Raw genomic sequence first — 21,749 nt, forward strand, 5'->3', positions numbered from 1 at the left:
CGCGGCCGGTGCCGGCGGCGGCGGCGCCCATGCGGCGGCGTGGTTCAGCCCGGCGCGCGCCGGCAGTTATCTGTGGCGCGAAGTGCTGGAGCTGCGACGCGACCCGTTGCGCGCGACGCTGGCGCTGTTCGGCTCGCTCGTGCTGATGTGCGTGATCAGCATCGGGATCAGCCTCGACGTCGACAACCTGACGTTCGCGGTGCTCGACCGCGATCAGTCGATCCTGAGCCAGGACTATGCGCAGAACCTCGCCGGTTCCCGCTACTTCGTGCCGCGCGCGCCGCTCGTCGACGATCGCGACATCGAGCGCCGCATGCGCAACGGCCGGCTGTCGCTCGCGATCGAGATCCCGCCCGGTTTCGCTCGCGACGTCGCGCGCGGGCGCCGCGTCGAGATCGGCGCATGGGTCGACGGTGCGATGCCGATGCGCGCGGAAACGATCCGCGGCTACGTGGCCGGCATGCACGAGAACTGGCTGCGCGACCAGGCGAAGCGCCGGCTCGGCATGTCGCTCGCGCCGGCCGTCGACATCGCGATCCGCTATCGCTACAACCCCGACGTCAAGAGCCTGCCGGCCATGATTCCCGCGATCATGCCGATGCTGCTGCTGATGCTGCCCGCGATGCTGACCGCGCTCGCGGTCGTGCGGGAGCGCGAGCTCGGCTCGATCGTCAACCTGTACGTGACGCCCGTCACGCGGGCCGAATTCCTGCTCGGCAAGCAGGCGCCGTACGTCATGCTCGCCATGCTGAACTTCCTGCTGATGGTCGTGCTGGCCGACGTCGTGTTCGGCGTGCGGATCAAGGGCAGTTTCGCGACGCTGGCGGCCGCGGTGCTGATCTTCAATGTCGTGGCCACCGGCATCGGGCTGTTCGCGTCGACGTTCACCCGCAGCCAGATCGCCGCGATCTTCATGACGATCGTCGGCACGCTGATTCCCGTCGTGCAGTTCTCGGGCCTGCTCACGCCGCTGTCGTCGCTCGAGGGCAGCGGCAAGTGGGTCGGCACCGCCTATCCGGCCACCTACATGCTCGCGATCAGCCGCGGCGTCTACAACAAGGCGCTCGGGCTGGCCGACCTGTCGTCCCAGTTCTGGCCGATGCTCGCGGCCGTGCCGGTCATCATGGTGGCGACCGGCATCCTGCTGCGCAAGCAGGAGCGGTGATCATGTCACGCCTGCTCGTCATCTACCGGCTCGGCATCAAGGAACTGTGGAGCCTCGCCCGCGACCCGATCCTGCTCGCGCTGATCGTCTACACGTTCAGCGCATCGATCTACGTCGCCGCCACCGCCCGCCCGGAAACGCTGCACAAGGTGCCGATCGCGATCGTCGACGAGGACGCGTCGCCGCTGTCGGCGCGCATCGCGGCGGCGTTCTTTCCACCGCAGTTCGCGCCGCCGCCGATCGTCGGCGCCGGCGCGGCCGATCGCGGTCTCGACAACGGCGACTACACGTTCTCGCTCGACATTCCGCCGGACTTCCAGCGCGACGTGCTGTCCGGCCGCCGCGCGACGATCCAGCTCAACGTCGATGCGACCCGCATGACGCAAGCGTTCACCGGCGGCAGTTACGTCCAGCAGATCGTGGCGGGCGAGATCGATGCGTTCGTGCGCCGCCATCGCGGCACGTCCTTGCCGCCCGTCGATCTCGCGATGCGGATGCGCTTCAACCCGAATCTCGACGAAGTCTGGTTCGGCGCGCTGATGGAGCTGATCAACAACGTGACGATGCTGTCGATGATCCTCACCGGGGCCGCGCTGATTCGCGAGCGCGAGCACGGCACGATCGAGCATCTGCTCGTCATGCCGGTCACCGCGGCCGAAATCATGCTCGCGAAGGTCTGGTCGATGGGGCTCGTCGTCACGGTGGCGGCCGTCGCTTCGCTGACGTTCGTCGTGGGCGGCGCGCTGCACGTGCCGATTCCCGGGTCCGTGCCGCTGTTCGTGGCCGGGATGGCGTTGCACCTGTTCGCGACGACGTCGATGGGGATCTTCCTCGCGACGCTCGTGCGCAGCATGCCGCAGTTCGGCATGCTGCTCGTGCTGGTGCTGCTGCCGCTGCAACTGCTGTCGGGCGGACTGACGCCGCGCGAGAGCATGCCGCCCGTCGTGCAGGACATCATGCTGGCCGCGCCGACCACCCATTTCGTCGAACTCGCGCAGCGCATCCTGTATCGCGGTGCGGGGCTCGATGCGGTGTGGGCCCAGTTCGCGGCGCTGTTCGCGATCGGCTGCGTGCTGTTCCTGCTGTCGTTGACGCGGTTCCGCAAGACGATCGGCCAGATGGCGTGATCGGGGCATCGCCCCCGCGACGTCGGGATTCGTCCGTTGATATAGATCAAGCGGGCGGGCGCGCGGCACGCGATCATGGGGCCACGTGTTGCGCAATCCGCGGCCGCTGCGTCGACGGCAACGCCGTCCGCGGCGGCCGCCTCCCGGGAGAACGTCATGATGGGTCTGCCATACCGAAGCGCGCTCGCGACGCTCTGCGTGTTCGTCGCGCTCGCGTCGCTGCTGGGCGTCGTGCACGCGATGCTGATCGACTCGCGGGTCGTTCCGTACGCGGCCGTCGCGCTGGTTGCCGGCATCGTCGCGTTCGTCGCGCAGCTGGATCCCGCGTCGTCCGGGCGCTAGCGGCACGGCCGGGCGCGCGGGATTCGCGATCATGAACGGCATCCTCCGGCTCGCCCGGCCGGCACGCGGATCCCGCCATCCCTGATTTCGATCAACCGCCGCGCGCGCGTTCGGGATGTAATCGACCTACTGTTCCGTCGACTCGCGGTGAGGCAATCCATGAAACTGACTTTTCTCGGTGCGACCGAAACGGTGACCGGCTCGAAGTATCTGGTCGAGCACGGCAGCCGGCGCGTGCTGGTCGATTGCGGCCTGTTCCAGGGGACGAAGAACCTGCGGCTGCGCAACTGGCGGCCGCTGCCGCTCGCGGCCGACACGCTGGACGCGGTCGTGCTCACGCACGCGCACCTCGATCACACCGGCTATCTGCCGGTGCTCGCGCGCGAAGGGTATCGCGGGCCGGTCTACTGCACGGCGGCCACCGCCGAACTCTGCGACATCATGCTGCGCGACAGCGCGCGGCTGCAGGAGGAGGAAGCCGACTTCGCGAACCGGCACGGTTACTCGAAGCATCATCCGGCGCAACCGCTCTACACGCTGGACGACGCGCAGCGCGCGCTGCGCCTGCTGAAGCCCGTCGCCTTCGACGAATGCACGGCGCTGGGCGGCGGCGTGTCGTTCCGCCTGCTGCCGGCCGGGCACATCCTCGGCGCGGCGAGCGTCGTGATGCACTGGGATCACAAGGTGCTCGCGTTCTCGGGCGACCTCGGCCGATATCACGACCCGATCATGCAGCCGCCGCGCCCGCCCGCGCACGCGGACTACCTGGTCGTCGAGTCGACGTACGGCGACCGGCTGCACCCGGCGTCGGACCCCGAGAATGAACTGGCCGCGCTGTTCGACAAGACCTTCTCGCGCGGCGGGGTCGTCGTGATGCCCTGCTTCACCGTCGGCCGCGCGCAGGAAATCCTGCACTACATCGCGCGGCTCAAGGCGTCCGGCCGCATGGCGCGCGTCCCGGTGTTCCTCGACAGCCCGATGGCGACCGACGTGACCGAGCTCTATCGCCACCATATCCTCGAACACCGGCTGACCGTTTCCGACGCGAACGCCCTCGGCCACGCGGCCACGATGATCCGCTCGGTCGACCAGTCGAAAGCGATCGCCGAACACCATGGCCCGATGGTCATCATCGCCGGCAGCGGGATGGCGACGGGCGGGCGCGTGCTGCACCACCTGACCCGCTACGCGCCCGATGCGCGCAACACGATCGCGCTGGTCGGCTACCAGGCGGCCGGCACGCGCGGCGCGGCGCTCGCCGCGCACGAGCCGACGCTGAAGATTCACGGCGAATACGTCCGCGTGCGCGCGCAGGTCGAGTCGATCACGACGCTGTCGGCCCATGCCGATTACGAAGAGATTCTGAACTGGCTCGGCACGATGCAGGGCGCGCCCGTGCGGACGTTCGTCACGCATGGCGAGCCCGCTGCCGCAGATGCGATGCGCCGGCGCATCTCGGAGCGCCTGCATTGGCCGTGCGAGGTGCCGACCTACGAGCAGTGCGTCGATCTCGACGATGCCGAATCGCGCGGCACGCAGGAACCCGCCGCGCTGTCGTCCTGACCGCCGGCGAAGCGTCGGCAAGACGCCTGCCGCGCGTGACGGAACGCGCCGCCGCCGCGGTTCCCGCCACACGCGGCCCCGGGCCGGCACTCAGCCGATCTCGATGATGACCTTCAACGCGCGGGTTTGCGCGGCGCGCCCGAACGTGTCGTACGCGCTTTCCACGTCGTCGAGCGAGAACCGGTGCGTGATCAGGCGCGCCGGATCGAGGCGTCCGGCCCCCACGGTCTTCAGCAGCATCGGCGTGCTGACGGTGTCGACGAGCCGCGTCGTGATCGAGATGTTGCGATCCCACAGCTTCTCGAGGTGCAGGTCGGCCTTGACGCCATGGACGCCGACGTTCGCGACCACCCCGCCGGGCGCCACCAGCGACGTGCACATCTCGAACGTCGCCGGAATGCCGACCGCCTCGATCGCGCAATCCACGCCCACGCCGTCGGTCAGCTTCATCACGCCCGCTATCGGGTCGCCGTCGCGGCCGTCGAGGCAGTCGGTCGCGCCGAAGCGCCGCGCGACGTCGAGCCGATGGCTGTCCGGGTCGATCATGATGATCCGCGCGGGGGAATAGAACTGCGCGGTCAGCAACGCGGCCAGCCCGATCGGCCCGGCCCCGACGATCGCGACCGAGCAGCCCGGCTGCACCTTGCCGTTCAACACGCCGCATTCGAAGCCGGTCGGCAGGATGTCGGACAGCATCACGAGCGCGTCCTCGTCCGCGCCGGCCGGAATCCGGTACAGGCTGGTCGCCGCATGCGGGATGCGCACGTACTCGGCCTGCGTGCCGTCGATCCGGTTGCCGAGGATCCAGCCGCCGGTCGTGCAATGCGAATACAGGCCGCGGCGGCAGTATTCGCAGCGGCCGCACGACGAGATGCATGAAATCAGCACGTGGTCGCCCGGCTTCGGCGAATCGACCGCCGCGCCGACCTGCTCGACGATGCCCACCCCTTCATGGCCGAGAATGCGGCCCGGTTCGCAGGTCGGCACGTCTCCCTTGAGGATGTGCAGATCGGTGCCGCAGATCGTCGTGCGCGTCACGCGGACGATCGCGTCGGTGGGCGACTGCAGTTCCGGCCGGGGCCGCTGTTCGAGCGCCTTGCGCCCGGGCCCGTGATACACGAGTGCTTTCATCGCGATTCCTCCATCGAAAGGGGGGCCTGTTCAGGCATCGGGGCGGCGTCGTGCCGGACTTGCGCCAGCAACGCCGCGAGCGCGCAGGAGGCGAGTCGGACGGCGACGCCGTCGGCGCGGCTCGTCAGCACGATCGGCACGCGCGCGCCCACGACGACGCCCGCGTTCGCGGCGCCGCCCAGGTATTCGAGCTGTTTCGCGAGCATATTGCCCGCTTCGATATCGGGCACGACGAGGATGTCGGCACGGCCGGCAACCGGCGAGTCGATCCCCTTCTCGCGCGCGGCGCGCTGCGATATCGCGTTGTCGAACGCGAGCGGGCCGTCGACGACCGCCCCCGTGATCTGCCCGCGCTCGGCCATCTTCGCGAGCGCGGCCGCGTCCAGCGTCGAACGCATCGCCGGATTGACGGTCTCGACCGCGCACAACACGGCCACGCGCGGGCGCGCGACACCGAGCGCATGCGCGACGTCGACGGCGTTCTGCGTGATCGCCGCCTTCTGCGCGAGATCCGGTGCGATGTTCACCGCCGCGTCCGTCAGGATGAACGGCCGCGAATACGCGGGCGCGTCGATCAGGAAACAGTGGGACATGCGCTTGTCCGTGCGCAGGCCCGATTCCGCGGCCACGACGGCCTCCATCAGCTCGTCCGTATGCAGGCTGCCCTTCATCAGCGCGCCGGCGCGGCCCGCCGCCGCGAGTTGCACCGCGCGGGCCGCCGCCGCATGGCTGTGCGGCACGTCCTCGATCGGCCATTTCGCCAGATCGACGCCCGCCTCCGCCGCCACGCGCGACACCTTCGCGCGCGGCGCGACGATCAGCGGTTCGATCGATGCGCCCAGCGGCGACGCGGCGAGCGCGGCAAGCGCGACGAGGCTGGCCGTGTCGCACGGATGCACGACGGCCACCGTCAGCGGCGGCGCATGGCACGCACGCGCGATCAGGTCGGGCGGCGCGCCGTCCGCGCGCGGCAACAGGCCGGGCAGGCACGCGTCGGCGGGCGCTTCCGGAGGCAGGTTCATCTTCGGGTTCAGGTTCATGTCTCGAGCACGTAACTGCCGGGCGCGGCGCCGAAGCCGGCAGCCGGCACCCGTGCTGGCACGTCGCCCGACGAATGCGCATGCAACCAGTCGCGCCAGCACGTCCACCACGAGCCGTCGACCGCGGGCGTTGCGCTCGCGAAATCGTGCCGGCTGCGGTATGGCGCGCCGGGCTCGCGCGTCGCGCAGCGATAGTGGCGTCCCGGATGGCCGGGTTCGGACACGATCCCGGCATTGTGGCCGCCGGAGGTCAGCACGAACGTCAGCGCGTGGTGCGTGAGCAGATGGAGTTTGTAGACGGAATGCCAGGGCGACACGTGATCGCGCTCGGTCCCGACCGCGAACGTCGGCACGTCGATATCCAACAGCGCGACAGGCCGCCCGTCGACGCAGTAGCGGCCGGCCGCGAGATCGTTGTCGAGGAAGAGCCGCGTCAGGTATTCGGTATGCATCCGGTACGGCATGCGCGTGGTGTCCTCGTTCCACGACATCAGGTCGTTCGGCTTGGTGCGCGTGCCGAGCAGGTATTCGCTCATCATGCGCGACCAGATCAGGTCGCGCGCGTTCAGCAGCTGGAACGCGGCCGACATTTGCGCGCCGTCGAGGTAACCCTGCCGCCACATCAGCGCATCGAGCGCGGACAGTTCGCTGGCATCGATGAAGAGGCCGAGCTCGCCGGGCTCGCTGAAATCGGTCTGGGCGGCCAGCAACGTGATGGACCGCAATACCTCGTGTTGCCGCCCGTCGCGCGCGAGCGCCGCCGCGCCGATTGCCAGCAGCGTGCCGCCGAGGCAATAGCCGACCGCGTGAACGGCCTCGGCGCAGATCGAGCGGGCGGCGTCGAGCGCCGCCATGCACCCGTCGCGCAGGTAATCGTCGAGCCCGAGCTCGCGCGCTTCCGCGCCCGGATTGCGCCACGATACGGCAAACACCGTGTAGCCGGCGTCGACCAGGAAGCGAATCAGCGAATCGTGCGGCTGCAGGTCGAGGATGTAGTACTTCATGATCCACGACGGCACGATCAGGATCGGCTCGCGTGCGACGTCGGCCGTCGTCGGGTCGTATTGCAGCAGCTCGCACAGCGCGTTGCGCCAGACCACGCGGCCCGGCGTGATCGCCACGTCGCGCCCCGGCAGATAGGTGCGCGTGTCGCGTGCCCGCGTGCCGCGCGTGCGTTCGAGCAACGCGTGCGCGTCGTCCAGCCAGTGCCGCAGCCCTGCCGCGAGATTCGCGCCGCCGCTGCGCATCGTCGCGTCGAGCACGACCGGGTTGGTCGCGAGGAAATTGCCCGGCGAGCATGCGTCGAGCCACTGCCGCGCGGCGAATCCGACCAGTGCCTCATGGTGCCGTTCGACGCCCGGCACGCCGCGCGTCGCGTCGCGCCACCAGCGCTGGATCGACAGGAAGCCGTCGCGGTACGCGCAAAACGGCCAGCCGGCCCATGCGGGCGCGACGAAGCGCGGATCGGCCTGCCCGGCGTGCACCGCTAGGCCGCTCGTGTCGGCGGCGTCGGCCTCGTCGTCGCCCGGGTTTGCCGCCGGTGCGGCGGCGGCCAGCCACGCCTGCGTCGCAAGCTCGAAGCATTTTCCCGGCGACACGGCCAGATGCGCGCCCCAGTCGAGCACGGCCAGCGCGAGCGACACGGGCGACAGCCCGAAGGTCATCGCGGCCACGTTCGCATGCGCGGCGCGGTTCCATTGGTCGGCGGGCGACGGCCGGGCCGGCGTGCATTCGGCCGGGTTCGACGCCGGTGCGTGCGTGCCCGTTGGCCGTTTCGGCTCGTGCTCGACCGGCATGCGCGTGACGGATGCTTTCATCGCATGTGCATGCCGCCGTTGACGTCGAATTCCGCGCCGGTCGCGAAAGCCCCCGCATCGGAACACAGGAAGGCGACGAGTTCGGCGATCTCGTCCGGATTGCCCAGGCGGCCGACCGGAATCTGCGGCAGGATCTTGGTGTCGAGCACTTCCTTCGGCACCGTCGCGAGCATCGCGGTCGCCAGATAGCCGGGGGCAACCGTGTTGACCGTCACGCCGTGGCGCGCGAGTTCGAGCGCCAGCGCCTTCGTGAAGCCATGGATGCCGGCCTTCGCCGCCGCGTAGTTCGCCTGCCCGTACGCACCGCGCGAGCCGTTCACCGAGCCGATGTTGACGATCCGCCCGAAGCCGGCCTCGATCATGCCCGGCACGAACGGCTTCGTCATGTTGAACATGCCGTCGAGGTTGGTGCGCAGTACCGCGTCCCACATGCTCTTGGTCATCTTCACGAAGGTCGCGTCGTGCGTGACCCCCGCGTTGTTGACGAGCACGTCGACGCGCCCGAACTCGGCCAGCACGCGCGCCGCGCAGTGCTGGCACGAATCGTAGTCGGAGACGTCGACTTCGAAAGCGTGGAACGTCCTGCCCGCGTCGCGTTCCTGCGCGAGCCACGTCGCGACGTGGTCGTTGCGCTCCGTATGCGACACCGCCACCGTCATGCCCGCGTCGTGCAGGCGCCGGCCGATCGCCGCGCCGAGCCCGCCCATTCCGCCCGTGACGAACGCGACACGATCAGCGCACATGATCGTTCTCCCGGGCGTCGGTCACGCCGTTCAGACGGCGACGGGCACCCGGCGCCTCGTCGTTCGCGTCCTCGAGCCCGCGTTCCAGTGCCGTCATCCATTCGGCCCACGGCATGCTGGCTTCGTTGACCGCGGCCAGTCGTCCCAGATCGGGCAGCCAGTCGGTCTGATAACGCGACAACGCACCCGCGCCGTATTCGCGCAACCAGTTGCGCCACGCGCCGGCGTTCTCGAACTGCGCACGCATGCCCAGCTCGACGGCGTCCTGCCAGATCGCGACGCTCGCGATCGCGTAGTCGCGCATCACCTGCCGGGTCGCCTCGCCGAACGCCGTCCATTCTTGCGTTTCAGCCAACGCCTGCTGCAGGTGGCCCACCGCGGCGCGGTCCCGCTCGATGCGCCGCCCGGCCAGCGCATGCCATTCATGCTGCCAGTCGCGGTTCAGCGCGGCCATGCGCAGCGCGAGATCGCAGCCCGCGCGGCAAACGTCGTTCGGTGTCGTCCAAGCGTACGTACTCATCGGCTTCCCTCTTTCGATCCGGTCAATGGGTTGGCATCGCGCCACATGCCGCCTGCCCGGGATCGGCATCGCGACCGCTTCACTGTGCGGGCATCGCGCGCGGGAGCCGTTGATCTGAGTCAAGTACGCGGAAACCCTGCTTCGTAGACTGGATTGCACTGGCGGTTCCCCCGTCGATGGAGCGATTCCGATGAGCTACAAAAGCATGCTCGTGCACCTCGATACGAGCGCCCGCGCGCATTCGCGCCTCGAGTGCGCGTTGCGTCTCGCCCGGCGCTTCGGTGCGCATCTCACCGGGCTGTTCGCGGTCTACACGCCCGAGCCCTACTCGTTCTACGTGATGGCCGGCTCCGCCGACTATTTCCACGCGCACCGCGAACAACGCGACGAGCGGCTCGCCGCGCTGGAACGCCTGTTCCATGCGGAGACCGCCCGGGCAAAAGTACCGGCCACCTGGGTTCGCGCGGACGAGCGCGCGAACGTGGCCGTGCCGCGCGCCGCCCGTCTCGCCGATCTGGTGATTGCCGGCCAGAGCGACCCGAACGACCCCGAGACCTATATTGACGACCAGTTTCCGGAGAACCTCGTGTTGTCCGCCGGCCGCCCGGTGCTGTTCTGGCCGTACACCGGCGAATTTCCGTCGATCGGCGAACGGGTTTTCGTCGCATGGGACGGCAGCCGCGAAGCCGTTCGCGCCGCGCACGACGCACTGCCCTTTCTGGAGCATGCGAAGCGCACGACGGTCGCCGCCGTGGTCGACGGCAACTCGGAAGCGGCGACCACGCGCATTCCGGCCGCCGATGCCGCGCTGATGCTGGCCCGCCATGCACACGACGTGAACGTGCTCGACATCGATGCCGGCGCCGGCTCGGCGGTCGGCGACACCTTGCTGTCGCGCGCGTATGAAACCGGGTCCGACCTGCTCGTGATGGGCGCCTACGGCCATTCGCGCTGGCGCGAGCTGGTGATGGGCGGCGCCACGCGCACGGTGCTGGCGTCGATGACGCTGCCGGTGCTGATGTCGCACTGAGGGCGGCCGATGCGTACGCTCGCCCTGCTCGTCGTCAATGCCGGCTCGTCGAGCGTGAAGTTCGCGGTCTTCGCGTACCCGCCGCACGGCGCCCCCGCGCGGCGGCCGCTGCACGAGGGCGAAGCGGTCGCGGCCGGCCACCGCGTATCGATCCGCTTCGACGCCGAGCCCGACGGTTCGCTGCCGCTCGGCACGCGGGAAGACCCCTACCGCGCGGTGCTCGCGCGGATCGCGACGTGGATCCGCACGAAATTGCCGCATGTCGCGCTGGGCGCGATCGCGCATCGCGTCGTGCACGGCGGCGCGCGATACATGGAGCCGGTGCTCGTCGACGACGACGTGCTGGACGCGCTGCGCACGCTGACGCCGCTGGCGCCGTTGCATCAGCCGCACAGCCTGGATGCGATCGACGCGCTGCGCGACGCGTTTCCGGACGTCCCGCAGATCGTCGTGTTCGACACGGCGTTTCATCGCACGCTGCCGCGCACCGAGCAGCTGCTGCCTCTGCCGCACGCGTGGTTCGACCAGGGCGTGCGCCGCTACGGGTTCCATGGACTGTCGTACGAATACCTGTCCGTCGCGCTCGACGAGTCGTTCGGCGCGCGTGCGCACGGCCGCGTGATCGCCGCCCATCTCGGCAGCGGCGCGAGCCTGTGCGCGCTGCGCGACTGCCGCAGCGTCGCGACGACGATGGGCTTCTCCGCGCTCGACGGATTGATGATGAGCACCCGCTGCGGAACGCTCGACCCCGGCGTCGTCCTGCACCTGCTCGAGGCCGGCAAGCTGTCCGGCGACGCGCTGGGACACCTGCTGTATCACGAGTCGGGGCTCAAGGGCGTGTCGGGGGCCTCCGGCGACCCGCGCGTGCTGCTCGCGCGCGAGGCGGCCGGCGACGCGCCGGCCCGCGACGCGCTGGCGCTGTACGTCCATCGCATCGTGCGTGAGGCCGGTGCGCTGACCGCCCTGCTCGGCGGCCTCGACATGCTCGTCTTCACGGCCGGCATCGGCGAGCACTCTGCGGTGTTGCGCGAGCGGATCTGCGCGGCGCTCGGCTGGCTCGGCGTCGCGCTCGACGCGCGCGCGAATGCCGCCGACGCGCATGTCGTGTCGTCCGCGGCGAGCGCGGTCACGGTGGTCGTCGAGCCGACCAACGAGGCCTGGATCGCGGCGCGCGCCGCGGTGCGCGTGCTGAGCGGCAACCGGGACGCTTGATCCAGATCAGCGCGACCGGCGTGCACGCGCCGATGATGAGTGCATCGACATCCGTTCAAGGGAACTGCCATGTACTCGAACATTCTGGTTGCGCTCGACGGCAGCGACACGTCGTCCCGTGCACTCGACGCCGCGCTGACGCTCGCGTCGGAAACGGGTGCCCGGCTGACACCCGTCTACGTCGTCGATTTCCTGGTGCCGGCCTACGACATGTACGGATACGATCCGTCGATCCTGGTCGATGCATTCCGTGAAGAGGGGCTGCGCGTCACCGAGGACGCGGCGCGACGCATGAAAGCACGCGGCGTGGCCGGCACGCCGCAGATCTCCAACGTCGCGCCCGCGGGCGAAACCGTCCCGCACCGGATCGTCGGTCTCGCCAGGGAGATCGAGGCCGACCTGATCGTGATGGGCACGCACGGCCGTCACGGCTTTCAGCGCCTCTTCCTCGGCAGCGTGGCCGAGCGCGTGCTGCGTCAAGCCACCTGCCCGGTCCTGATGATTCCGGCGAGCTGCCCGTCGGAGCACCCCGCCGAATCCCTCGCCGCCTCAACCGAAAAGGTACCGTCATGAGCTACAAGACCCTGCTCGTTCACCTCGACGACAGCGAGCGTTGTGCGACGCGAGTCGACCTCGCGCTCGAACTCGCGGGACGCTGGAACGCGCATTTGATCGGCCTCTACGTGGTCTGCCAGGATCTCCTCGAGCCGTTGCGCCGGCCCGACGAGCCGCTCAAGCTTGCCGTCTACGAGCGCCTGTGCGACCAGCGGCGCAAGGAGGCGGAAGAACGGTTCCTGACCGCCGCCGAGCGCGCGGGACGCAGCGTCGAATGGCAGGCGCCGGCCGGCGACCCAATTGCCGCCACGATCCTGCATGCTCGTCACGCGGATCTGCTGGTGCTCGGCCAGGAAGATCCCGACGACCGCATGACCTACGTGGCGCGCCGTTTCGTCGAGGATGTCGTGATGGGCAGCGGCCGTCCGGCGCTCGTCGTGCCGTATGCGGGCGACGTGCGCACGCTCGGCGAGAACGTGCTGGTCGGCTGGGACGGCGGGCGGGAAGCCGCGCGCGTGATGGCCGACGCGCTGCCGCTGCTCGCCCGCGCACGCTTCGTCAACGTCGAGACGGTTGTCCGCGGCCAGCCCGATCCGGACAAGACGCCCGCCGGCGTCGACGTCGCCGCGTATCTCGAACGGCACGGCGTGCGCGCATCGTTCTCGACGACGCCGCGCGATCGGTCGGTCGGCGTGGGCGCGACGCTGCTGAACCGGGTGACCGACCTGCATGCGGATCTGCTCGTCATGGGCCTGTACAGCCATACCCGCGCCCACGAGCGCGTGCTGGGCGGCGCGACCCGCACGATCCTCGAAACGATGACGGTGCCGGTCCTGCTGTCTCACTGAGCCGGCGCGAACGGGCAGCCACTCGCGGCTGCCCGCTTCCTTCCCCTCACAACACGCCGGCGCACGCGTCCGGCCCCTCCCGTACGACCAGCACCGGCCGGTCCGCGATGCGCACCAGCGACTCGGCGACACTGCCGAGCAACGCGCGGCGCACGCCGCGCCGGCCATGCGTGCCCATCACGATCAGGTCCGCCTCGCATTCGGCCGCGGCGCGCGCCAGCACGTCCGATATGTCTTCTCCGCACGCGTCGATGGTTTGCGCGACGCCGCGCACCCCCGAGAGCCGGAACGCCGTTTCGGCGTCCGAGACCGCTGTCGCGGCCCGGTCCGCGTCCAGCCCGGCCGGATCGCGCTGATCGATATAGCCGCTGTCGACGTCGGCGAGCCGCGGCGCATCCGACACCACGCACATGGCGATGACCAGACTGCCCGACTCGCGGGCGAGCGAGATCGCCTCGTCGAGCGCGAGCCGCGCGCCACGGCTGCCGTCGAGTGCCGCAAAGATCCTGTGATACATGACGCCTCCCAGTTGTCGTCCGGGTTCGACCGGTTCATGAAGCCAGTCTGATCCCGGCAGGCGCCGGTCCGTTGACACGGGTCAAGCACGCGCGGCGTCGCCCCCTTGCGCATCGGTCCCGATTGGCGAATGCCGACAAAACGCGCACAATTCAGGGCGATATCGTGGTTGCGGCCCGCTCCGCCCTTCGTGCCCGGCGTCCGGCCCGCCGCCAGCCCGCCGTCGACGAAATCCGTCAGGATGAACGGCAATGACCGTGAATGCGCCCCCCTTCCGGGCCGGACCGGCTTCGCAGCCGATTCGGCCCAGCCGATATGCGACCGTTGCCGTGCTGCTGACGCTGGTGCTCGGCGTGGCCGCCTCGTTTGCCGCATCCCGGCTGCTGCAGCATCGGGCGGAGCAAGCCGCCCAGGCACGCTTCGCGCAAACCGCGACGCGCGCGACAGCCGACCTCCGCCGCAGCCTCCTCGGTGCCGCCGTCGTCCTGCGCGGCGCCCGGGAATTCGCGTCGGCACTGCCCGCGCCGCCGGACGGCGGCGCGTGGCGCCGTTATCTCGCCGGTCTCGATCTGGACGGGTTGCAGTCGCCGGTCCGCAGCCTCGGGCGAATCGAGCCGAGCCTGGCGAACAACGATCAGCCGACCCGGCAGGCGCTGCAGCGGGCGGCGGAAACCGGCAAGGTCGCGCTCGCCGCGAACGCCATTCAGGACGGCACCGATGCGGCGATCGCCCGGACCGAACTGACGCTGTACTTGCCGATCGATGCACAGGGTGAAGACCGCACGTCGCCCGGCGCGCGGCACGCAACGGCGGCCGGGTACGTGTATGCGGCGCTGAATCCGGCTCGTCTCGTCGATCCGTCCCTGCTCGAACGGCTGCGCCTGGAAATCCTGGCCGACCATCCCGCGGCGCCCGTGTATTCCGGCGGTTTCGGCGGAAGCGACGCATTCGACGCCGGCGCGACGTTCGAGCGGACCGATGCGCTGACGTTCGGCGGCACGCCGCTCTCGCTCCACTACAGCGCGCCGCGCGCCGCGACGGACGCGGCCGCGACGGCCGTGCTGCTGGCGGGCATCGTACTGTCGCTGACGCTGGCCGCGCTCGTGCGGCAGGCCGTCGCGAACCGAACGCCGGCGCCCGCCGGCGACAGCCAGCCCACCGAGGCCCGGATGATGGGCATCATCCGCTCGTCGATGGAGGCCATCATCACCGTCGACGAAAGCCAGACGATCGTGATCTTCAACCCGGCCGCGGAGCGCGTGTTCGGCGTCTCCGCGATGGAGGCGGTCGGTGCGCCGCTGTCGCGTTTCATCCCCGAGCGCTTTCGCGCCGCGCATGCGCGACACGTCGAGCAATTCGGCGTGACCGGCGTGTCGGAGCGCCAGATGGGCCGGCAACGCGTGCTGTTCGGCTTGCGCGGCGACGGCACCGAGTTTCCGATCGAGGCGTCGATCTCGCAGATTCGCGACGGCACCGGCAAGCTGTATACGGTCATGCTGCGCGACGTGACCGAGCGGGTGCGCGCGGAAAACGCCCTCAAGCAGTCGCGCGAGGAACTGCGCGACCTGTCCGCCAACCTGCAGAACGTGCGCGAGGAAGAGAAGACGCGGATCGCGCGCGAACTGCACGACGACCTCGGCCAGCAACTCACCGCGCTCAAGATGGATCTGTCGGCCGTCGAACTGGGGCTCGCGGGCGTCGTCGCGCCCAACCCCGGCGTGCGCGAGCAACTGGGCGGCATGCACCGCCTGATCGATTCGACCGTTGCGTCGCTCCGGCGCATCGCGGCCGATCTGCGGCCGGTGATGCTCGACGACCTGGGCCTCGTCCCGGCGATCGACTGGCTGGCGAACGATTTCACGCGCCGCTACAGAATCACGGTCGACCGGGACATCGCCCCCGGCGACATCGCGTTCACCGGCGCGGGGGCGACCACGCTGTTCCGCATCGTGCAGGAGGCGCTGACCAACGTCGCGCGGCACTCGGACGCGACGAACGTGAAACTGTCGTTGAAAGCGGAAGACGGTTATTGCGTGCTGCGCATCGCGGACAACGGTCACGGCGCGCCGGCGCCCCCCCGCGATGCGCAGGACCGTCCGTCGTTCGGCCTGATCGGCATCCGCGAGCGCGCGCACATGCTCGACGGCACGGTGACGATCGACAGCCAGCCGGGCAAGGGATTCACGATCACCGTGGCGCTGCCGCTGCACGCCATCGAGCAAGGAGAGATGCGGTCATGATCAGGGTACTCATCGCCGACGACCACGCACTCGTCAGGGACGGTCTTCGGCACATCCTGCAGAGCGCGAGCGGGTTCGAGGTCGTCGGCGAAGCGCAGGACAGTGCGTCGACGATCGCGCTCATGCGCGGCACGGACGCCAACGTGCTGGTGCTCGACCTGTCGATGCCCGGCCGCAACGGGGTCGAGCTCATCAAGCAGATCAAGGACGAGAAGCCGGGATTGCATATCCTCGTGCTGACGATGCATGCCGAGCAGCAGTACGCGGTGCGGGCATTCCGCGCGGGTGCCTCGGGCTACATGACCAAGGAAAGTGCCAGCGCCGAACTGGTCGCCGCCCTGACCAAGATCGCGGCCGGCGGCGTCTATGTCAGCCTGACCATGGCCGAGCAGTTCGCGCAGAGCCTGAACGAGCCGACCGATCTCCTGCCGCACCAGCGCCTGTCCGACCGCGAGTTCGACGTGTTCCGGCGCGTCACCACCGGCGAGTCGATTTCCGAGATCGCGCAGGCGCTCTGCGTCAGCGTCAAGACCGTCAGCACGTACAAGACGCGGATCCTCGAAAAAATGCAGATGCCGAACGACACCGCACTCGTCCGCTACGCGATGCGCCACAAGCTGTTCGAGGACCCGGACGAGCTGTGACGCCGACGGCGGCATCGGGCACGGCCGCTTCCCCGCGCGGAGGGACCGGACGCATCGGCGCGGCGAAGCGCCATCCGCCGTCCGTGTCCGGCGCACGCCGACGACGCTCGCGACAAGATGCCGCAGCGCTGTAGGAAACGTCCTACAAGGCTTCCCTCTCCCCTACCGCAACTTCAATTCCGGCTGATTTTCTTGACGCCGCGCAACCTCCATACTTCGCATCAAGAAAAACGAGCAAACGTGCCTCCCGGAGCCAGGGCAGCATCATCGACGAGACCGGCGTAGCGGTCTCCGGCGCGTCCGGCGGGCTTTCCCGACAGGAAGGCGGCAGACACCAAGACCGCCGCTACAACGGCCAGCGCGATCCCGCCCGACGGCGAACCGCCGCTGCCGCCGAACAGGAGCCGATCATGCAGAGCAGTGCCGAAGTCCCGACGACCATGCCGTTACGCCCGTTCATCCCGCTGCGCTCCGTCGAGCCGGCGGATCAGCCCAAGCGCGCCGCGTCCCGCTGTTCGACATGCGCGTTGCGTACCGTCTGCATGCCGCCCGATCTTTCTCCCGACGATTTCGCGCGCGTCGACGCGATGATCTGCACGACGCGCCACGTCCGGCGCGGCGAAACGCTGTTTCGCGCGGGGGACGCCTTCACCAGCATCTATGCGGTGCGGACCGGGTCGTTCAAGACCATCATGATGCATCGCGACGGCGACGAGCAGATCACCGGCTTCCAGATCGTCGGCGAATCGCTCGGGCTCGATGGCGTGCACACCGGGCATCACAACGGCGACGCGGTCGCGCTCGAGGACAGCACGGTCTGCATCATCCCGTTCGGCCAGCTCGAGCAGCTGTGCCGCGAAGTGCGGCCGATGCAGCATCACGTGTACCAGATGATGGGCGGCGAGATCGTGCGCGAATCGTCCCAGATGCTGCTGCTCGGCACGATGAGCGCCGAGCAGCGGGTGGCCGCGTTCCTGCTCAATCTTTCCGCGCGCTTCAAGGCGCGCGGCTACTCGGCCGCGGAATTCGTGCTGCGGATGACGCGCGACGAGATCGGCGAATACCTCGGCATGAAGCTCGAAACGGTCAGCCGCATGTTGTCGAAATTCCAGCACAAGGGGCTCGTCGCGGCGCAGGGCAAGCAGATCCGGATCGTCGATTCGGAAGGCCTGCGGCAAATCTGAGCGCGCCGCGGCGCCGTCGGGCGGATCAGCCGCGCATGCCCAGCACGGCGGCGCCCGATACGCGTCCGCCGCGCAGGTCGTCGAGTGCGCGGTTCGCGTCGGTCAGCGCGTAGCGCACTGCCTCGACCCGCAGCGGCATCGCGGCGGCGACCCGCATGAATTCGACTGCGTCCGCACGGGTCAGGTTGGCCACCGACGCGATGCGGCGTTCGCCCCACAGCCACGCGTACGGAAAGGCCGGGATGTCGCTCATGTGAATGCCGCCGCACACGACGATCCCGCCTTTGTCGACCGCGCGCAGCGCGGCCGGCACCAGCGCGCCCACCGGCGCGAAGATCAGCGCCGCATCGAGCGGCTCCGGCGGCGTTTCGTCGCTGCCGGCGGCCCATGCTGCGCCCAGCGACAGCGCGAGCTGCTGCGCGTCCGTGTCGCCGGGCTTCGTCAGCGCGAACACCTCGCGTCCTTCGCCATGCGCGACCTGCGCGACGAGATGCGCCGCCGCACCGAAGCCATAGATGCCGATGCGGCGCGCGTCGCCCGCCATGCGCAAGGTTCGGTAGCCGATCAGGCCCGCGCACAGGAGCGGCGCGGCTTCCAGGTCGGCATAGCGCCGCGGCAGATGCACGCAATACCGGTGATCGGCGGCCGCACGCTCGGCGTAGCCGCCGTCGATCGTGTAGCCGGTGAATCCGGCGGTGTCGCACAGGTTCTCGCGGCCGGACGTGCAATACGCGCAATGTCCGCACGTCGAGCCGAGCCACGGAACACCCACGCGGTCGCCCACCGCGAAGCCCGTCACGCCCGCACCCATCGCGCGCACCGTTCCGACGATTTCGTGCCCCGGAATCAGCGGCAGCTTCGGATGCGCGAGCTCGCCGTCGACGACGTGAAGATCCGTCCGGCACACGCCGCATGCGTGCACGTCGATCAGCAGCTGGCCCGGCGCGGGCGACGGATCCGGCACGCGCGCTTCGCGCAAGTGCGGCGTCGTGCCGTCAAACATCATCGCGAGCATGCTCCCCTCCCTGCGCGATCGGTCTCGCGCGTTTCGCATTCCAAGCGTAGCCGCACCGCAACGCGCGCGGCTCGCCCGATGACGGGGGCTTGACGTGGGTCAACGGCCGCCGGTCGGTTGCTGACACGATGAAGTGGCATGACGCCGCCCGCGCGGCAACCAGGAGATGATCGATGATATCCGTTCCCCCGCTTGCCGCAAGCGCCCATCCCGACCAGCAACTGAGGGAGCTGCTGGGCTACGCGGTGCTGGCGCCGTCCAGCCATAATTCCCAGCCGTGGCGCTTCCTGGTCAACGGCACCACGATGTCGGTCTGCGCCGACCGCGTCCGCGCGCTGCCGGTGGTCGATCCGTTCGATCGCGAGCTGATCATGAGCTGCGGCGCGGCGTTGCTCAACCTGCGAGTCGCGCTCAATCACGCCGGGCTCGCCCATACGATCCGCACGTTTCCGTCCGAAGTCGATCCCGATCTCCTGGCACTCGTCCGGGTCTGCGACGACGGTTATTCCGATGCGTCGCTCGGCGCGCTGTTCGATGCGATTCCGGAGCGCGTCACCACGCGCGCGCCGTTCGAATCGACGGCCGTGCCGGACGAGATCCAGCAGGCGCTGATCGCGGCGGGCGTCGCGGAAGGTGCCGACGTCGCGTGCGTCGACTCGATCGCGCATCGCGCGCGCGTCGCCGAGCTGGTGGCCGAGGCCGACCGTCAGCAGTTCGCGGACCCGCGCTTTCGCCGCGAGCTGGCGAGCTGGATCGATCCGCGCCGGCACGTCGACGGCATGCCGGCCTTCGCGGCCGGCGTGCCGTCGTTGCTGGACTTCGCCGCGCCCGTCGTGACGATGGCGGTACGGACCTTCGATCTCGGCAACGGGCTCGCCGCGCTGCATCACCAGCTCGTCGGTGCGTCGCCGCTGATCGTGTGCATCGCGACCGTGCGCGACGATCGCGAAGCGTGGCTCGCCGCCGGCCAGGCGCTCGAGCGCATCCTGCTCGTCGCGACGCGCGCGGGTTATACCGCGTCGTACCTGAACCAGCCGATCGAGACGGCCGGCCTGCGTGCCCACCTGCGCCACATGCTCGGGCTGCGCGGCGAGCCGCAGTTGCTGCTGCGCGTCGGGCGCGGTCCGCATACGCCGCATTCGCCGCGTCGCCCGCTCGACGACGTGATCTCCTTCACCTGACCTCGACGAGGAACCGAACATGAACGTCATGCGTTGCGCCGCCCTCTGCGTGATCGCCGTCGCGGCCGGCGCGGCCGCCGCGCAGACGACCGTGCCCGAGCCGACCGAACTCGTCAATGCCCAGCACTGCATGTTCTGCCATACGCTCGACATGACGTTCCTCGGGCCGTCGTTTCACGAGATCGCCGAGCGCTACCGCGGCGATCCGCACGCCGCCGCGGAACTGGAACGCAAGCTGCGCGTCGGCGGCCGTGCGCATTGGGGCGACACGCCGATGCCGTCCGCCGTCGATCGCGGCGGGCCGCTGTCTCCCGACGACGCGCATCAGCTCGTGCAATGGGTGTTGAGCCAGTGATCGGCGCGCGGCACTTCCGTTCATGTCGACCCTCGTGAAACGCGCGCCCGCCGGCATGGCGAGAGACCGCGCACGCCGCCGCCCCGCATCCGCCGCGACGCTCGCGAAGGCCCGCGCCAAACGGCCGCGCGCGAAGCCCGAGGCCGTCGTCGGCAAGGCCGCCGGCGGGCGCACCCCGCGCCGGCCGCGGCGCGGCGCCCATTCCCTGAACCGGCCGCCGGCCGAGGAAGACGCGACCCTTCTGCAGGGTGCCGGCATGCGCGGCATCCGGCTGCAATTCGATTACTGGAAAGCCGAGGAGCGGCTGCAGAACGAGCGGATCGGCCATGCGGTCGTGATCTACGGCAGCACGCGCATCGTCGCGCCGTCGGTCGCGAAGGCGCGGCTGGACGAAGCGAATCGCCTGCTCGCGGAGCGTCCGTACGACGCGGGCCGGCGGCGCGCCGTCACGATCGCCAGCCGGCTCGTCGAATACAGCGTGTATTACCGCGTCGCGCGCGAATTCGGGCGCATCGTCGCGCATGCCGACCGCTGCACGCGCACCGCGCGCCTCGCCATCGTTACGGGCGGCGGTCCCGGCATCATGGAGGCCGCCAACCGCGGCGCCTACGAACGCGGCGCGCCGAGCATCGGCTTCAATATCGAGCTGCCGCGCGAACAGGCGCCCAATCCGTACATCACGCCGGCGCTCGGCTTCCGGTTCCACTATTTTGCGATCCGCAAGCTGCACCTGCTCGAGCGCGCGAAAGCGGCCGTCTTCTTCCCCGGCGGCTACGGCACCTTCGACGAGCTGTTCGAGGTGCTGACCTTGCTGCAGACCCGAAAGATCGCGCCGCTGCCGGTCATCCTCGTCGGCGAGGCGTACTGGCGCCGCGCGATCGACCTGGCGTTTCTTGCCGACGAAGGGATGATCGACCGCCGCGACCTGGAACTGTTCACGTATTGCGAATCCGCCGCGGCGATCTGGCAAGCGATAGGCAGCTGGTATGCGCGGCGGCGCGAACGCGCGCCGGCACGCTGCAACGCGGCTTCGACGCCACGTGCCGTGTAGGAATCGGCCGACGGAACGGGCGCGATTCCTACCGCGACTTCGGGGCAGGCTGATTGAACCGCGGGCGCGCAGCAACGATACTGAAATCACGGGTACCGGCCGACCGGCACGCCGATCGCGCAACCACCAGGAGAGACGTCATGTCAAACGCCGACTATCGTTCCGATTCGGGGATGCGGGTTGCCGCGTCCGACACGGCAGCGCTCGACACGCTGGCACTCGTCGCCCTCGCCCGGGACGCCGGCATGCTGGTAATACTCGACGGACAGATCGGGCGCGAGCGGTACGAAAGCGTGACGGGATCGATCGCCACGCTGGCCCGCTTCGCCCAGGCGCTGCAGCTTGCCGCGCTCAAGGCGGCGTGATGCCCGGCATCGCGGCGGCGGGCATCGGCAGCCGTCGCCGCTGCGACGGCCGCTGTCGCCGCGCGGTGTCGCGCGTCCGTTCGGGAGCGGCCACCTTTCAATGAA

22 protein-coding genes are annotated in these 21,749 nt (G+C 69.6%); 15 read left to right on the top strand and 7 right to left on the bottom strand.

Annotation, left to right across the window (positions count from 1 at the left end; genetic code table 11):
• The 4 genes from G3N62_RS11075 to G3N62_RS11090 all read left to right on the top strand — a co-directional run.
• Positions 1-1,165 (top strand): ABC transporter permease (locus tag G3N62_RS11075; RefSeq protein WP_206141234.1); only part of this gene is annotated, 1,165 nt, incomplete at its 5' end.
• 2 nt (positions 1,166-1,167) lie between these two features.
• Positions 1,168-2,292 carry an ABC transporter permease gene (locus G3N62_RS11080; protein ID WP_124608278.1) on the top strand — a complete coding sequence of 375 codons (1,125 nt, stop codon included), beginning with the start codon at positions 1,168-1,170 and terminating at the stop codon, positions 2,290-2,292.
• 156 nt (positions 2,293-2,448) lie between these two features.
• Positions 2,449-2,634 (top strand): DUF2964 family protein, encoded by a 186-nt coding sequence (locus G3N62_RS11085; RefSeq protein ID WP_059560974.1) that lies wholly within the window; start codon positions 2,449-2,451, stop codon positions 2,632-2,634.
• Between the two features lie 159 nt (positions 2,635-2,793).
• A complete protein-coding gene (locus G3N62_RS11090) occupies positions 2,794-4,197 on the top strand; it encodes an MBL fold metallo-hydrolase (RefSeq protein ID WP_124669466.1) in 1,404 nt (467 codons plus the stop codon).
• A gap of 90 nt (positions 4,198-4,287) precedes the next feature.
• Here G3N62_RS11090 and G3N62_RS11095 read toward each other — a convergent pair whose 3' ends face one another.
• The 5 genes from G3N62_RS11095 to G3N62_RS11115 are packed head-to-tail and all read right to left on the bottom strand — an operon-like array spanning position 4,288 to position 9,448.
• Positions 4,288-5,328: a zinc-dependent alcohol dehydrogenase family protein gene (locus G3N62_RS11095; RefSeq protein WP_206141235.1), complete on the bottom strand. Its 1,041-nt coding sequence runs from the start codon at positions 5,326-5,328 to the stop codon at positions 4,288-4,290.
• On the bottom strand, positions 5,325-6,368 hold the full coding sequence (locus tag G3N62_RS11100) for a bifunctional enoyl-CoA hydratase/phosphate acetyltransferase (protein WP_241013065.1): 1,044 nt from the start codon (positions 6,366-6,368) through the stop codon (positions 5,325-5,327). Before G3N62_RS11100 ends, G3N62_RS11095 begins: the two co-directional genes overlap by 4 nt.
• On the bottom strand, positions 6,365-8,185 hold the full coding sequence (locus G3N62_RS11105) for an alpha/beta fold hydrolase (protein WP_124669464.1): 1,821 nt from the start codon (positions 8,183-8,185) through the stop codon (positions 6,365-6,367). The genes G3N62_RS11100 and G3N62_RS11105 overlap by 4 nt, the downstream gene beginning before the upstream one ends.
• Positions 8,182-8,928: a beta-ketoacyl-ACP reductase gene (locus tag G3N62_RS11110; protein WP_034192122.1), complete on the bottom strand. Its 747-nt coding sequence runs from the start codon at positions 8,926-8,928 to the stop codon at positions 8,182-8,184. The genes G3N62_RS11105 and G3N62_RS11110 overlap by 4 nt, the downstream gene beginning before the upstream one ends.
• On the bottom strand, positions 8,918-9,448 hold the full coding sequence (locus G3N62_RS11115; protein WP_124608339.1) for a hypothetical protein: 531 nt from the start codon (positions 9,446-9,448) through the stop codon (positions 8,918-8,920). Before G3N62_RS11115 ends, G3N62_RS11110 begins: the two co-directional genes overlap by 11 nt.
• 190 nt (positions 9,449-9,638) lie before the next feature.
• Between G3N62_RS11115 and G3N62_RS11120 the strand changes: the two genes are divergently transcribed.
• The 4 genes from G3N62_RS11120 to G3N62_RS11135 all read left to right on the top strand — a co-directional run bounded on the left by G3N62_RS11120 (position 9,639) and on the right by G3N62_RS11135 (position 13,093).
• Positions 9,639-10,478, top strand: coding sequence for a universal stress protein (locus G3N62_RS11120; protein WP_124669463.1), 840 nt, complete (start codon positions 9,639-9,641; stop codon positions 10,476-10,478).
• 9 nt (positions 10,479-10,487) lie between these two features.
• Positions 10,488-11,690, top strand: coding sequence for an acetate/propionate family kinase (locus tag G3N62_RS11125; RefSeq protein WP_124669462.1), 1,203 nt, complete (start codon positions 10,488-10,490; stop codon positions 11,688-11,690).
• A 69-nt stretch (positions 11,691-11,759) separates the two neighbouring features.
• Positions 11,760-12,263, top strand: coding sequence for a universal stress protein (locus G3N62_RS11130; RefSeq protein ID WP_124669461.1), 504 nt, complete (start codon positions 11,760-11,762; stop codon positions 12,261-12,263).
• The gene (locus G3N62_RS11135) at positions 12,260-13,093 is read left to right on the top strand and encodes a universal stress protein (RefSeq protein ID WP_034192117.1); all 834 of its coding nucleotides are present in this window, start codon (positions 12,260-12,262) and stop codon (positions 13,091-13,093) included. Before G3N62_RS11130 ends, G3N62_RS11135 begins: the two co-directional genes overlap by 4 nt.
• 46 nt (positions 13,094-13,139) lie before the next feature.
• Here G3N62_RS11135 and G3N62_RS11140 read toward each other — a convergent pair whose 3' ends face one another.
• Positions 13,140-13,610: a universal stress protein gene (locus G3N62_RS11140; RefSeq protein WP_034192116.1), complete on the bottom strand. Its 471-nt coding sequence runs from the start codon at positions 13,608-13,610 to the stop codon at positions 13,140-13,142.
• Positions 13,611-13,860: 250 nt separating this feature from the next.
• On the opposite strand from G3N62_RS11140, the gene G3N62_RS11145 reads away from it, so the two are divergent.
• The 3 genes from G3N62_RS11145 (at position 13,861) to fnr (ending at position 17,677) form a co-directional block, all read left to right on the top strand.
• Positions 13,861-15,849, top strand: a complete 1,989-nt coding sequence (locus G3N62_RS11145; RefSeq protein ID WP_069706185.1) for a PAS domain S-box protein — start codon at positions 13,861-13,863, stop codon at positions 15,847-15,849.
• A complete protein-coding gene (locus G3N62_RS11150) occupies positions 15,846-16,493 on the top strand; it encodes a response regulator transcription factor (protein ID WP_034192114.1) in 648 nt (215 codons plus the stop codon). The genes G3N62_RS11145 and G3N62_RS11150 overlap by 4 nt, the downstream gene beginning before the upstream one ends.
• Before the next feature lie 410 nt (positions 16,494-16,903).
• Positions 16,904-17,677, top strand: coding sequence for a fumarate/nitrate reduction transcriptional regulator Fnr (fnr, locus tag G3N62_RS11155; RefSeq protein ID WP_034192113.1), 774 nt, complete (start codon positions 16,904-16,906; stop codon positions 17,675-17,677).
• Between the two features lie 25 nt (positions 17,678-17,702).
• Here the strand turns inward: fnr and G3N62_RS11160 are convergent, their stop codons facing one another.
• Positions 17,703-18,692 (bottom strand): zinc-dependent alcohol dehydrogenase family protein, encoded by a 990-nt coding sequence (locus G3N62_RS11160; protein ID WP_059560953.1) that lies wholly within the window; start codon positions 18,690-18,692, stop codon positions 17,703-17,705.
• Between the two features lie 173 nt (positions 18,693-18,865).
• Between G3N62_RS11160 and G3N62_RS11165 the strand changes: the two genes are divergently transcribed.
• The 4 genes from G3N62_RS11165 to G3N62_RS11180 all read left to right on the top strand — a co-directional run bounded on the left by G3N62_RS11165 (position 18,866) and on the right by G3N62_RS11180 (position 21,644).
• Positions 18,866-19,873 carry a nitroreductase family protein gene (locus G3N62_RS11165; RefSeq protein WP_034192111.1) on the top strand — a complete coding sequence of 336 codons (1,008 nt, stop codon included), beginning with the start codon at positions 18,866-18,868 and terminating at the stop codon, positions 19,871-19,873.
• A gap of 19 nt (positions 19,874-19,892) precedes the next feature.
• Positions 19,893-20,228, top strand: a complete 336-nt coding sequence (locus G3N62_RS11170; RefSeq protein WP_034192110.1) for a c-type cytochrome — start codon at positions 19,893-19,895, stop codon at positions 20,226-20,228.
• A 22-nt stretch (positions 20,229-20,250) separates the two neighbouring features.
• A complete protein-coding gene (locus G3N62_RS11175; RefSeq protein ID WP_124669460.1) occupies positions 20,251-21,279 on the top strand; it encodes an LOG family protein in 1,029 nt (342 codons plus the stop codon).
• Between the two features lie 173 nt (positions 21,280-21,452).
• Complete coding sequence (locus G3N62_RS11180) at positions 21,453-21,644, top strand: hypothetical protein (protein ID WP_226193873.1); 192 nt, start codon at positions 21,453-21,455, stop codon at positions 21,642-21,644.
• Positions 21,645-21,749 lie beyond the last annotated feature (105 nt).

The sequence above is a fragment of the Burkholderia sp. Tr-20355 genome (assembly GCF_017104685.1).
GTDB classification, from domain to species: Bacteria; Pseudomonadota; Gammaproteobacteria; order Burkholderiales; family Burkholderiaceae; genus Burkholderia; species Burkholderia seminalis.